The 14091-nt window shown below is 44.9% G+C and carries 10 protein-coding genes; 9 read left to right on the forward strand and 1 reads right to left on the reverse strand.

Translation table 11 applies throughout. The features are described from left to right. The first annotated feature begins 368 nt into the window (after positions 1 to 368). The 5 genes from Q0625_RS06345 to Q0625_RS06365 all read left to right on the forward strand — a co-directional run bounded on the left by Q0625_RS06345 (position 369) and on the right by Q0625_RS06365 (position 5787). A complete protein-coding gene (locus Q0625_RS06345; protein ID WP_298824711.1) occupies positions 369 to 1505 on the forward strand; it encodes an Mrp/NBP35 family ATP-binding protein in 1137 nt (378 codons plus the stop codon). 22 nt (positions 1506 to 1527) lie between these two features. Then, on the forward strand, positions 1528 to 1968 hold the full coding sequence (locus Q0625_RS06350) for an OsmC family protein (protein WP_298824714.1): 441 nt from the start codon (positions 1528 to 1530) through the stop codon (positions 1966 to 1968). Beyond that, entirely contained in the window at positions 1958 to 3664 is a 1707-nt protein-coding gene (recJ, locus tag Q0625_RS06355; RefSeq protein WP_298824717.1) for a single-stranded-DNA-specific exonuclease RecJ, read from the forward strand. The genes Q0625_RS06350 and recJ overlap by 11 nt, the downstream gene beginning before the upstream one ends. Before the next feature lie 191 nt (positions 3665 to 3855). Further along, positions 3856 to 5265, forward strand: coding sequence for a cytochrome c oxidase accessory protein CcoG (gene ccoG / locus Q0625_RS06360; protein WP_298824720.1), 1410 nt, complete (start codon positions 3856 to 3858; stop codon positions 5263 to 5265). Between the two features lie 147 nt (positions 5266 to 5412). Then, complete coding sequence (locus Q0625_RS06365) at positions 5413 to 5787, forward strand: DCC1-like thiol-disulfide oxidoreductase family protein (protein ID WP_298824723.1); 375 nt, start codon at positions 5413 to 5415, stop codon at positions 5785 to 5787. A gap of 225 nt (positions 5788 to 6012) precedes the next feature. Here the strand turns inward: Q0625_RS06365 and Q0625_RS06370 are convergent, their stop codons facing one another. Further along, positions 6013 to 7242: a DUF5103 domain-containing protein gene (locus Q0625_RS06370; RefSeq protein WP_298824726.1), complete on the reverse strand. Its 1230-nt coding sequence runs from the start codon at positions 7240 to 7242 to the stop codon at positions 6013 to 6015. Positions 7243 to 7453: 211 nt separating this feature from the next. Here Q0625_RS06370 and pgi point away from each other — a divergent pair, with 211 nt between their 5' ends. The 4 genes from pgi to Q0625_RS06390 all read left to right on the forward strand — a co-directional run. Further along, the gene (pgi, locus tag Q0625_RS06375) at positions 7454 to 9064 is read left to right on the forward strand and encodes a glucose-6-phosphate isomerase (protein ID WP_298824729.1); all 1611 of its coding nucleotides are present in this window, start codon (positions 7454 to 7456) and stop codon (positions 9062 to 9064) included. A gap of 251 nt (positions 9065 to 9315) precedes the next feature. Continuing rightward, positions 9316 to 9576 (forward strand): hypothetical protein, encoded by a 261-nt coding sequence (locus Q0625_RS06380; protein WP_298824732.1) that lies wholly within the window; start codon positions 9316 to 9318, stop codon positions 9574 to 9576. Next, positions 9548 to 9841 carry a type II toxin-antitoxin system RelE/ParE family toxin gene (locus tag Q0625_RS06385; protein ID WP_298824735.1) on the forward strand — a complete coding sequence of 98 codons (294 nt, stop codon included), beginning with the start codon at positions 9548 to 9550 and terminating at the stop codon, positions 9839 to 9841. The genes Q0625_RS06380 and Q0625_RS06385 overlap by 29 nt, the downstream gene beginning before the upstream one ends. A gap of 19 nt (positions 9842 to 9860) precedes the next feature. Then, positions 9861 to 14091 (forward strand): DUF5724 domain-containing protein (locus Q0625_RS06390; RefSeq protein ID WP_298824740.1); only part of this gene is annotated, 4231 nt, incomplete at its 3' end.

Below are 14091 nucleotides of genomic sequence, written 5' to 3' on the forward strand. Positions count from 1 at the left end.
GTATCCGTGAGTTCAAGGATGCCATGAAGGATGGTGAAGCAGAGAAAAAGGAAGATCTTGACAAGAGAGATATCCTTGACAGAAGCGAGCAGCTTAAAAAGTTAGAAGAAAAAAATCAGTAAACTTTTGAAACTTACACACTAACGAAGAGAACTTTCATTCGGTTTCATGACTTGATGCCGAAAGGAAGTTTTTGTCAATTTGTCAATGAACCAATTAGCTGATGAGTCAATTAGACGATGAGCCAATTAGCCAATTAGCCAATTAGACAATTAGCTGATGAGTCAATTAGACAATTAGCTGATGAGTTAATCGACAAATCGACAAATTGGCAAATCAACAAATCAACAAATTAACGAATTAGTATTATGACCTTATTAAAATCTCAAGTAATAGAAGCACTCCGTAAGATTACTTCTCCAGGAGAGGGGGGTAACCTTATAGACAGTGGAGTGGTGAAGAATATCGTAATTTTTGGTGATGAGGTGGTGGTAGATGCCACTATCTCCAACCCGTCCCTACAAGCGAAGAAGAAGGTAGAGGTGGAGATTATGAAGGCGATCCATGCCGAGGTATATGAAAAGGCGAAGGTGAAAGTCAATATCACTGTAGAGGCGGCTCCCGCTTCGGATAAGAATGAGATCAAAGGTAAGCCCATAGAGGGTATTCGTAATATTATCGCTGTAGCCTCAGGCAAAGGAGGAGTCGGCAAATCCACCATTACAGCTAACCTAGCCATAGCCTTGCGCAAAATGGGCTTTAGGGTAGGTCTCTTGGATGCAGATATCTATGGGCCGTCGATCCCAATGATGTTTGATGTACAAGAAGAACGTCCTTTGTCAGTGGAGATCAATGGTCGCTCTAAGATGAAGCCTGTGGAGAACTACGGAGTGAAGATTCTTTCTATTGGATTCTTCACACACCCCGACCAAGCGGTCATCTGGCGTGGTCCGATGGCTAGCAAGGCGCTCAATCAGATGATTTTTGATGCTGACTGGGGTGAGTTGGACTTTTTGCTCATAGACCTTCCACCAGGAACAGGGGATATACACCTAAGTATCATGCAGGCCTTGCCTATTACAGGTGCTGTGGTGGTCAGCACACCGCAACAAGTGGCTTTGGCGGATGCTCGTAAAGGAATCGCTATGTTCCGTCAAGAGACTATCAATGTACCTGTATTGGGATTGGTAGAGAATATGGCCTACTTTACCCCCGCCGAACTTCCAGAGAATAAGTATTATATCTTTGGCAAAGAGGGGGTAAAATCCTTAGCCGAACGTACAGATACTCCATTGCTCGGAGAGATTCCACTGGTACAGGGCTTACGTGAATCAGGTGATGTGGGACGCCCTGCTGCCCTACAGGAAGGTACACCTCTGGCGAAAGCCTTTGAGGAATTTGCCCGCAACACCGTGGCGGAAGTGGTAACCCGCAACCAATACCTAGCCCCTACCGAGGCAATTCAGATTACCACCATGGCAGGTTGTAGTCCTAAGAAAAAGTAAAGTACTAAATTATCAAACATACATGCACGAAGTAACCGCCTATTGGGAAGGAGACATGCAGTTCACCTCCACCAACCCCAGTGGAAATTCATTCTTTATCGACACTACTCCTGAGAACGGAGGAGAAAACAATGGGATGCACCCCAAAGCCTTGATGCTTTCTGCCTTGGCAGGTTGTACAGGATTGGATGTGCTAGCCTTGCTTAAGAAAAAGCAAATCGTATTGGACAACTTTACTCTTGAAGTACAAGGGAAATTGACCAAAAACCACCCTCGCACCTATGAGGAAGTAACCGTAAATTACTACTTTGAGGGGGAAGATTTGGATGTAGAACAAATCACTCATGTGGTGAGCCTTTCAGTAGAAAAATACTGTGGAGTAATAGCCATGTTCCGCCAATTCGCTACCGTTCATATCAAGTTGTTCTTTAACTCGGAAGAACATCCTTATAATGCCGAGTAAGTTAGTTTGGGATTTCTTGCCCGCACCCCCTAAGGAAGCGGTAGAAGCGCTTACGCGTTCGCTTTTTAAGGAGGTGCTTCCATGGCATAGAACCATTGCAAGCCTACTGCTACAAAGAGGGATTACCTCCTTTGAGGAAGCAAGGGCTTTTTTTAATCCCTCCTTGGCTGATCTCCATGATCCTTTTCTGATGAAGGATATGGATAAGGCTGTGGAGCGTATTCTTCTAGCTATAAGCAGTGAACAGCCGATACTCATCTACGGGGACTACGATGTAGATGGTACCTGTTCGGTGGCAGTGCTATATCTGTTCCTATCGGCTATTTATCCTAATGTATTCACTTATGTGCCAGATAGATATAGGGAAGGCTATGGAGTCTCTTCCCAAGGGATAGACTTCGCCGATGATAACCAAATACCACTTATCATTACCTTGGACTGTGGGATCAAGTCCCATGAGCGGGTTGCTTATGCCCGTGAGCGTGGGATAGATATGATCATCACTGACCATCACACCCCTTCGGAGACCCTACCCGAAGCGCTTGCTGTGCTTAACCCGAAGCGAGCAGATTGCTCCTATCCCTATAAGGAACTTTGTGGCTGTGGTATTGGCTTTAAGCTCGTACAAGCCCTCTGCAAGACCTTAGATTTTTCTCCAGAGACCGCTTACAAATACTTAGACTTGGTAGCCTTGGCTACTTGTGCCGATATTGTTCCTCTTACAGGGGAGAATCGCATATTGGTACATACAGGGTTACAGCTGATCAACCAGCAACCAACTGAGGTTATGCAGCTGCTGTTGGCATCTTCCAAAAGACCTGTGGAGGTGAGAGACTTGGTCTTCGTAGCGGCTCCACGTATCAATGCAGCAGGTCGTATGGAGCATGCTGAAAAGGCAGTACGCTTTCTCATAGGTCGCGATTTGGACAAGGCGACAGAGCTGGAGTACCTCAACACCCAACGTAAAACTACTGACGAACAAATCACCGAACAAGCTTTGTGTATGATTCTCTCCCAAGGAGAAGAAGAGGCACCCGCAACGGTGGTCTTTTCCCAAGATTGGCACAAAGGTGTCATAGGGATTGTAGCCTCGCGGCTGATAGAGACCTATTACCGTCCGACTATCGTCTTTACCCAAAGTGGAGATGTATTGGCAGCCTCAGCACGTTCAGTTAAGGGATTCAACTTGTATGAGGCGCTTTGTGAGTGCAAAGATGAGCTGATACAATTTGGTGGGCATACTGCTGCGGCAGGTATGACCCTACGACCAGAGAATTACGAGCGCTTTAAGCAGAAATTCCAAGAGGTGGTGGAGCGCACCCTCCCTCAAGAGCTTCGCTCCCCTAAGCTCACCCTAAGTGGTGAGTTACCCTTGGGGGATATTACCTATACCTTCTATCGCTGTTTGCAACGCTTTGCCCCCTTTGGTCCTAAGAACATGACCCCCGTCTTCTATGCTCGTGGGGTCTTGGCTAAGGAAGTGCGAAGGGTGGGCAAAGACTTTTCTCACCTGCGTATGATACTGACTGATCCTAAGAGTAATCATGATTTTGTAGCGGTAGGCTTTGGCTTAGCTCCCCAAAAAGAACTTATAGAAAGCGGTCAGCCTCTTACCATTGCCTACCAACTGACTGAAAACTCTTGGCAGGGGAGGACAAGCTTGGAGCTGGTCGTTAAAGGCGTCAGAAGACAGTAGTCAGAGGACAGAGGTCAGTTGTTATAGGTGTCATAATTAATGATTATAGAAAACATCTATAGAATTATAGATTTCTTCTTGAAAATAGAATGATTATAAATTTTGTTTGTTGGGTAAAAAAGTAGGGAGAAAAACGAAGGTACATAAAAAGAATACGTAAATTTGCAGTAGTTTTTTAACATATTATCCTTATGGAACAAGAATCCTTTCGCAATTCTATAGGTACGGTAGATACTTCAGGCAAGCGTGTATGGGTATTTCCTAAGAAACCCAAAGGGCGTTATTACCGCTATCGCAAGTATGTGAGCTATCTGCTATTGACCATTTTCTTTGTTTCTCCTTTTCTCAAGATAGATGGAAATCAGTTTCTCCTTTTCAATATTTTAGAGCGAAGGTTTAATATCTTTGGTTTTCCTTTTTGGCCACAAGACTTTTACCTTTTTGTGCTTTCTATGATTATAGGAGTGGTCTTTATCCTGCTCTTTACGGTGGCTTTTGGACGTATTTTTTGTGGGTGGATCTGTCCACAGACGATCTTCCTTGAGATGGTTTTCCGCCGTGTGGAGTATGCCATAGAGGGTGACCGCAATGCACAGATGAAGCTTGACAAACAGGCTTGGGACTGGGAGAAAATCCGCAAAAAAGGACTTAAGTGGTTTGTCTTCTTTGTGATTTCCTTTGTGGTGTCCAATGTCTTTTTGGCCTATATCATCGGTAGTGATCAGCTGCTGGTAGAGATCAAGGAAGGACCACTAAAGCACCTCAATACCTTCATTGCGCTGCTTATCTTCACCGGAGTATTCTACTTTGTTTTTGCTTGGTTTCGCGAACAAGTATGTATCATTGCTTGTCCTTATGGGCGCTTGCAGGGGGTACTACTGGACAACAAGTCCATTGTGGTGGCTTATGACTACAAGCGTGGTGAGGGAGAAAATGGACGTAAGAAGTTCCGCAAGAATGAAGATAGGAAAGCCTTGGGCAATGGTGACTGTATAGACTGTTTCCAGTGTGTGCATGTCTGCCCAACCAATATAGACATTCGCAATGGTACGCAATTGGAGTGTGTGAACTGTACCGCTTGTATAGATGCCTGTGATGAGGTGATGGTCAAGTCCGGTATGCCTAAGGGGCTGATACGCTTTGCCAGCGAAGAGGAAATCGCTAAGAAAGAGCCGTTCCGCTTTACCGCACGTATGAAAGGTTATGCTTCGGTGCTTACCATATTGGTGGGTATTCTTATTGGGCTACTCTTCTTGCGTAGTGATGTACAAGCCAATATTCTAAGACTTCCAGGTCAGCTCTACCAAAAAGAAGGGGATATCATTTCCAATGTCTATACCTACAAGATTATCAATAAGACCACACAGGATTTTGATCACCTCACCTTCAAGATCGTAGAGCCTAAACAAGCAAAAATAGAGATTGTAGGAAATCCTGACATTCATCTTGGTAAGCAAGGATTGGTCAGTGGTACCCTCTTTATCAAGATGCATCAGGCTTTTGTTACCGAACGCAAGCTCAAGCTCAAGATAGAGGTTTATAGCGGTGAAAATCGTATAGAGAGCACAACGACGACCTTCTCAGGGCCGATTACATTTTAATTTGTCAATGAATCAATTTGTCAATGAGTCAATCTGCTAATTAGCACATTGGCACATTGACAAATTTTTATTATCATTTATTCGGTGAAGTTTCCTGAACTAGGGGTCGCTACGCAGGATATATTTAGGTTGTAAATCAAAGAAATTATGGAAGAAAGGTTTCTATTATATGACGGAGATTGCTTGTTTTGTAATCAAATTGCTTATTTCTTATCACAAAAAGATAAGGAAGGGAAATTTCTTTACATAGCCAAAACATCGAAGGAAGGAATGGATATATGCAAGCAACATCATTTAGAAGCGCTTACACAGAAAACAATTGTAGTGAAGATAGGTGCTATCTTTTATACCCACTCACAAGCTGTCTATCATTTTCTAAAAGAATGTCAGTTGTTCCCTTTGTTGCGTTTTTTCTTAAAAATAACTCCCACTCCTATAGCTGATTTTGTATACAACTACATTGCTCAGCGGCGAAAATCTTTAGGCAAATATTGTCCTATGCCTACAGTACCTAAAAAGTAATAAGGTCAATAAATAAGGTGAGTTCGACGTAAGCAAGATTATATTTTTCCTCCCACAAAGCCAGCGAGTGCTCACAGCTGGGTATGTGAAACACAGATTTTCATGGAGAAAATGATACAACTAAGCAGTAATTTACACAGACATAGAAAATCTGTGAAATCCGCGAAAATCAGTGGGAGCTTTCGTTATATCAAACTCATGTTAGTTAATGGACTCATTGGCAAATTACCTCGTAACTTGTGTGCTTTGTAGGCTTCCCATACCGATGACTCGGTCGTAGCGGTCGGCAGTGTCACGGTAATAGACCAAAACGGTATAGGTATTTTCCGTTTGGTAAAAATTGCCCCCTATGGCGTTATAGTCAGCCTTTCCGTTGCGCTTTAGGGCAAACTTGTAGTTATAAAATCCCTGCTTTAGATATACATTTCCCACATATACATTTTGTTTTTCGTCCAGATGGAGCTGATATGGCTCTGTCAGGGCATTATCGGAGAAAGCACCATATACATACACTTGGTCACTGGGTGAGAGATTGTTATTGGCTAAGCTGAACTGTACCAAGGCGTATTCTCCCTCAATGGTATTATCGCGACCATGATCGCTTACTATACGAAAGTTCCCATCTATATCAGGGTTATAGGTGTAAGGCAGATGAGCACGTGGTGCCTGAGTAAAGAGCTGGCATAGGTACTTGTCCCCCTCACGGCGAGTCGTATATACCCCAGAGGTAGGGGAGCGCAGGTCGCGGTTTTCAAAGTAAAAATACTCATTGCCCCCCTCAAAGGAGGTTTCCCGATCGTACTTATACACCAAGTCATTGCCCAAGATATATTGGGGGGGTATATTGGTTATAGCATTGTCCCAACGGTAGTTTTGTAGGATCGTCACCTTGACAGCTGTATTGGGAGAGACAAATTGTAGGGACTTGGAGGAGATCCTCATCTGGACACTTTGGCGTGTCTCGGCATACTTGACTTCGCGCGACTGCTTTACAGAGAGCTGTACGGTAGTAGTAGGGCTATAGAGAACAAAGCGGCGGGTAAAGATAGGTTGCTGCTCACTATCGGTGATGGTCAGCAGATAGTTACCCGTAAGCAAGAAGTCTGTATCGTCATTGGGCAAGGTTAGGCTATAGTGTGTGTAGGGTTGTAGTGTGCTATAGGAATGGCGGTACTCGGTTAGTCGTACATCGTCCATGCCACGGAGGTACTCGCTCTTGAGTAAGTCTGAAGGCTGCCAGTTGTAGTTGCAGTGCGTTAGGGTATAGTAGTAATCCGTCTCGCCTCCACGTAAGTCGTCAAAGGAAAGCGTAAAGGAGCCTCCCAAGCTTACAATGGGCAGTTGGCTATAAGGGTCATCCCCTGAGCGGAAAATAATCGTTTTGATATAGTCGGGGGCGGTCTTCTCCTGCGCTAAGGAAAGCAGTGGGAGAAGGAATAATAGGAATTTCTTCATGAGTTTTGAGTTGTTTGTCAATTATCTAATTTGCATACTGGCTCATTGGATGGGCAAAAATACAAAAAAAGCGGAAAATATTTGCTAAGAGCATAAAAAAGACTATCTTTGCGGTAGATTCAGTGGTTAGTTGTTATTAGTCAGTAGTTAGTCACTTGTCACTATTAATCCCCTTAGAACTCAAAATTCAAAACTAAAAACTAAAAAAATAATGTTAGCAACACAGAATCCTACACAAACAAAGGCTTGGGTAGCCTTAGAAGCCCATTTCGCTAAGGTGAAAGATATTACCTTGCAACAGCTCTTTGCCCAAGATGCGGCACGTGCCCCTAAGTATACCCTCCAGTGGGAGGACTTTTGGGTGGATTACTCTAAGAACAATTGGGACGAGACTACCCGTAATTTGCTTTTGCAATTGGCTCAAGAGTGCGACCTAAAGACCTCTATTGAGAAGTATTTCACAGGCGACAAGATCAACGCTACCGAGGGCCGTGCGGTACTACATACTGCTTTGCGTTCGGCAGAGAAGGAAATCCTTGTAGATGGGCAAAATGTAATTCCAGAGGTGGAGGAAGTAAAAGCCAAAATCAAGGCTTTCTCGCAGGAAATCATCTCTGGTAAGCGCAAAGGTTATACAGGCAAGCCCTTTACCGATGTGGTGAATATCGGTATCGGTGGTTCAGACTTAGGTCCTGTGATGGTCTCTGAAGCCTTGAAATTCTACAAGAATCACCTCAACATTCACTTTATCAGCAATGTAGATGGAGACCATGTACATGAAGTGATTAAGCACCTTAACCCTGAGACGACTCTTTTTGTGATTGTCTCCAAGACCTTTACCACTCAGGAGACCCTCTCTAACGCTCTTACAGTGAAAAAGTGGTTCCTCAAGCATGCCAAAGAGTCCGATGTAGCCAAGCACTTTGTAGCGGTTTCCACCAACCTCAAGAAGATAGACGAGTTCGGTATTGCTCCTGAGAATGTGTTCCCTATGTGGGACTGGGTAGGGGGGCGTTTCTCCTTGTGGAGTGCGGTGGGACTTACCATTGCCCTTTCGGTAGGATATGAGAACTTTGCTGCCCTTCTTTTGGGTGCCCAGAAGATGGATCAGCACTTCCGTACGGCACCCTTTAAGGAAAACCTTCCTGTACTCTTAGCCTTGCTCTCTGTGTGGTATACCAACTTCTACGGAGCAGAAACCGAAGCCATTATCCCCTATACCCAATACTTACACCGCTTTCCTGCCTACCTACAACAGGCCATTATGGAGAGCAATGGAAAGTATATAGACCGCAGCGGACAGCGTGTCAGCTACCAAACGAGTGCTATTGTATGGGGAGAGCCAGGCACCAATGCCCAACATGCTTTCTTCCAACTCATTCACCAAGGTACCAAGCGCATTCCTACCGACTTTATCGGCTTCAAGCACTCCCTTTACGGAGATAAGGATCACCAAGATAAGCTCATGGCTAACTTCCTCGCTCAGACAGAAGCACTCATGAATGGCAAAACTCCTGAGCAAGTACGTGCTGAAGGGGTAGCGGAACACCTAGTACCTTTCAAGGTATTTGAGGGGAATAAGCCTACTACCACCCTACTTATTGACAAACTTACCCCTGAGAGCCTAGGAAAGCTCATTGCCCTATACGAACATAAGATCTTTGTACAAGGGGTGCTATGGAATATCTATAGCTATGACCAATGGGGTGTAGAGCTTGGCAAGCAATTGGCGGGTACTATCTTGAAGGACTTTTCAGCTGCTCAGTCAGCCAAACATGATAGCTCTACTTCACAACTTATTGAGAGAGTGAAAAGTGAATAGTTATTAGTGAATAGTGGTTAGTTGTTAGTGACAGACCACTATTCACGGTTCTCTATTCGTTAATAATATCAATAGTAGAAAAATGATTGTATAGTCCAATTTGTTAAGGCGTAATAAATTGTGCCTTAACAAAGGACTACACTCATCAAGAGTTGTCTTAGCCTGCGCATGCGTAGAGACGCAATTTATTGCGTCTTAAAAAGTTAAAGAATAATATTTTAACTATTGATTCGCATTAATCATTAACCATTATGAACGACTTAACGCCTCAATTCCTTAACGATGAAGACGGTAACGCTATGTATGCCGTGCTTCCTATAGCGCAATACAACCAGCTCTTGAGCCGAGCAATGGAGGAGGAAACTGATTTTTATTATGAACTTACTGATGAGGAGATAGCTTATTTTGAAAGAGCAGAACAGCAGTCAAAAGAAGGGAAAATCATCAGTAGTGAGGAAGTACGTAAAAAAGTAAGAGAAAGATATGGTAGTAAAATGGCTGATAGAAGCTGAAAGTAAGTACTATGAAACGCTAGATTATTGGGAAGAACATAATGGCTCTTTTAATTATTCCCTTAAGATAATAAAGGCTGTTGAAAGTCTGGAGGATAATCTCGCAGAAAATCCATATTTTTCAGCTAAATATAGTAAGAAATTAGATCTGTACAAAAGATTCTTTCTAAATGGGAGATTTGCCCTTTATTATAAAATAGATGAAGAAAATCAGACTGTAGAGATAAGAGATTTCAGAAGCACCAAGCAACTACCTGTTTTTTAATCTAATAACCCTTAAATGAATGATCAAGCAAGAACAAGCCGACAAGTTCTTAGGTAAGCATGAGCCTAAAGAACTCAAAGAAGCCGATTTGGCTTCTTTCTCCGCCCCCTATCAAAAGTTGGGTGCATATATTACAAACCTGATAGACTACGATGAGTCAAGTGCCTTCGAGCGGGAGTTTGCCTCCTACAACTTCCCTGATAAGCTCTGGGAGAGCAAGGAAGGAAAGGCACTTGCTTTGCTGCTTTTTGGCAAAGAAATAGCTCCCTATGCACAACGCGTTTGGGACTCTTTAGTAGCCTATCCCTATCAAAGAGGGTGGGGTCGTCGCCCTTTCCGCTCGGAGAATCCTGCCGACTATATAGAGATACAACTCTCTAAGATGCGTACGCTACATATCCATTACTCCTCAGGAGTGGGCGTGTTGCCTATAGCCGAGCAATTCCAATATGTGGTCTATAAGGAGTATACTGTGGAGGTGTTCTTTGCTTCGCTCCTTGACGAAAACCCCGATGCCTATTATGAGCTCTTCAAAGACATCTTCTCGGGTGAAGATGAAATAGGGGGCGTATGTACTGTCCTTATCAAGGCAGCCCTGATGGTGGAGGATACGCGTTACCGCACCTTGGTGGAGCAACTCCTTCTAGCCGCTCAGCTTCAGGAAGGGCTAAGGCAGATGATTTTGGAATCCTTGGACGGTACCTCTTTGGCTTCCTTGCAGCATTTTATAGGCGTGATTTTGGAGCACAACCTCACCCGCTTTAGCAGTGTGGTACGTGCGGTAGATGTATGGTTTGGCTTTAGCTGGGAAGCACCTCAGCAATCTGTGATCAAGCGCATATTGGAGCTGGCACAAACTTTCCTCAATGACCGTGCAGCTGCTGAGAAAGCCGTAAACAGCAAGGATAATGTAGAACGCTATGTCGCCCTATGGGCAGTGGGGGTACGCAGTGTACAACAGGCGATCAGCTTGGCAGTGAAGGCTATCCAAGACCCTCAGACAAGCCACGAGGGACGTATCGTTACCCTCTACTTTGTTCGAGAAACCAGAAGAACTGACAGGGAGATAGCCACCTATGCGGAAGCCCATTTCGGAGAAGCGGCTGATCTGGATTGTTGGCTCCTGCAGAACCTCCCCGAAGGCAGCATCTCCCAGGCTCTTTTTGACCGTATGCACGCGGTTGCCAAGGCGCTACCTAAGGAGGGCAAACACTTTGAGGGTGTGGGCTTCCGTTGGCTCAACTTTACTCTAAAGCCACAGAATATTTACCGCTTTTTGATAGGTGAAGCTAATGAAGCACAGCAAAAACTCTTGGCAGGGGAACTCTCGGAAATTCCTGTAGAGGTGCGCCAGAACCTCCTACAGAATGTATATCCAGTGCTAGGTCGCGGGCGTTATCATTATTGGAGTGAGGAAGATAAGAAAAAGAAACCTGAAAAGTATCCAGCTGACTCTTGGCAGCGTGCCTTAGTACGTACCGCCCTAAATGATAAGGCTTCCTATGTAGCCGAGATTGCTTTTGAGATTCTTAAGAAAGTACCTTTGGTACAGGACGATATCTTGGCGATAGAGCAGGTACTCTCCCGCAAGAACAAGGAACAACGCAAGGAGAGTGTGGCACTACTTATCAAGCAACCCGAAGCGGTGCTTAAGGATAGTACCTCCCGCCTTATTGTCTCCAAGAGTGCTGACCAGCGCTTGGCGGCTTTGGAAATTCTCTCCGTATTGCAGGAAGAACAAAGGCTTACCGATTATGTAGCCGAGCAAGTAGAAGCCTATAAGGGGCGTAAGCTCACCAAGAACGAGCAGGTGCTTATGGACAAGCTCGCTTACAACCCTGATGAGACAGGAGAGCAGCGCTATGACCTCTCTAATGGTTTTGGCGTGATCAATTTTGAGAACTTAACGTCCTTTACCTTGCCTCAGCCTCAGTTTGACAAGGAGCGCAAGGAGAAAAAGGGCTTCCTCTTTGACAAAATCATAAGGGTGGAGAAAGTACGTGAAGCCCTTAACGACCTATTAACCCTATGGCGAAAGAACAAAGACTACGAATATGTTTGTGAGTGGTACCAAGGGGAAACAAGGACACAGCTACTGGGGCAACAAATCTATCGAATGCATGCTACCAAAGAGGGCGAAACCCCTATGGAGGTATTGGAGGATTATCCTTTGGCAGTGCTATGGAAAGACTGGCATCAAAAGCACCAGCTCAATGAGATAGAGTACCAGTATGCAATACGCTATTGCCAAAATCTTTATTATGAAAACAAAGTACCCAAGCAACTAAAGGACTATCTGGCAGGCTATTACCCTGACTTCAAGGTGGCTTTCAAGGGTGATTTGGGAAATTATTACGATAGTGAAGCCCGCCGCTTGGAAGACCTTTTGACCCCTATAAGTGAGGCTTATGCCCAGGACAAGGCGTTTTTGGCCAGTTTTAAGCTCTCTGTTTTTGAAGATGCGTTGGCTACCTATCCACCTGAAAAGCGCCATATAACCATAGAGCGTGATTACGAAGATTTGAGCTGGACAGATGTTATCCAAGACTATGTCATCTCTATAGACCAAGATGAAGAAGGAGATATAGACTATTATACCCCTGAGCAGCGCTTTAAGCTCTGGCAGTTGCTTTACTACACTTATGCCCAAAAACAAACCAAGGACGACCTTTCTTCCTATACCCCTCAGAGCGTACTGACAGGGCTACGTGCCAAGGTGCGTGAGGACGAACGCCTACCAGGGATAGGAAGAAGTCTGATGGGGCTGACCCTAAACCTCTACCAAAAAGGACAACTCTCGGCAGATGACCTCTTGTTCTTCTGCCTTTTGGAGGACGAACTCTTTACCATAGTCCAAGGAGGAGAAAACTACTTCTACCGAAGACTGCCCGAGGCGCTTAGAACTTCACTTACCTTCCCTGATACCCAGCTGGAACTGCTCAAAATGCGTATGCTCCAGATGGAGCTCCAGCGCGGAGACCTACCTACCGATGCCTCTATCTACATACGATACCTGCAAGAGATAGAGGGCATGCACTACTTCTTTGAGGCCTTAGAGCGTATGGGCAAGGAGCCTTTTGCTAAGGGCTATTACTACGGCAATGATCTTACCAAGCGCCGTACCTTTAGCCATATCTTGGAGGTGAGCCAGCCGAGCGCGACGGATACTTTTACTGCCTTTAAGGCGCATTTAGACACACTCAAAATCACCAACAAGCGCTTGGTGGAAGTGGCTTGCTACGCCCTACACTGGGCAGACTGGATAGGGGACTACCTCCAGATCAAGGACTTCAAGGAGGCTATTTGGTGGTTTATCGCCCATACGACCGATTATATGGATGCGGAAAAGGAAACGATTGTCTCCCAATACTCTACCGTGCCACGTGACGACTTCCAGCGTGGTGCTATAGATGTGGATTGGTATCACCGCATACATCAGTCAGTAGGCAAAGAGGGTTGGAAGCTCATACAAGAGTCAGCCAAGTACCTTTCCGAAGGGATGGGGTATCGTCGTGTAAAGCTGTATTCTGCGGTGCTTACAGGCGAGATCAAGTTGGATGAAGTCATCCAAAAAATCATAGAAAAGCGTGATAAGGACTATGTCATGGCTTTAGGATTGGTACCTATTAACAAGAAAAAAGAAGAGGAAGACTTAGTAAGCCGTTATAACCTCTTGCAAACCTTCCTCAAGGAAAGCAAGCAGTTCGGTCAGCAGCGCCAAGAGAGTGAGAAGAATGCGGTGGAGATAGGCTTGGATAACCTCTCCCGCAATGCAGGTTATGAGGATAGTATCCGCTTTAGCTGGGCAATGGAAGCCAAGGCGACCCAACAGATTATGGAGAAATCTACTCTTGTGTTAGACGACACCACTATTAAGTTGGTTATTGACGAACAAGGCAAGGCTGAATTGGAAGTAACCAAAGGCGACAAGACCCTCAAGTCTATCCCTGATAAGTATAAGAAAGACAAGCAGGTAGAAGCCCTCAAGGACAGCAAGACCTACCTAACAAAACAGTACAGCCGTACCCGCTTATCTTTGGAACAAGCCATGCTTTCACAAACGCTCTTTACAGTTGCTGAATTGGCAAAAATCCTAGAGCACCCTGTGGTGAAAGCGATGCTTAGCAAGCTCGTACTCTTCAATCCAGAGACACAGGCTTCAGGCTTCTGGCAAGACGGTAAGCTCTTAAGTGCCGAGGGAACACTCACACCACTTAAAGCAGCCGATAAGCTCCTGATAGCGCACCCAA

It is taken from the genome of uncultured Capnocytophaga sp. (genome assembly GCF_938029845.1).
Lineage (GTDB): Bacteria > Bacteroidota > Bacteroidia > Flavobacteriales > Flavobacteriaceae > Capnocytophaga.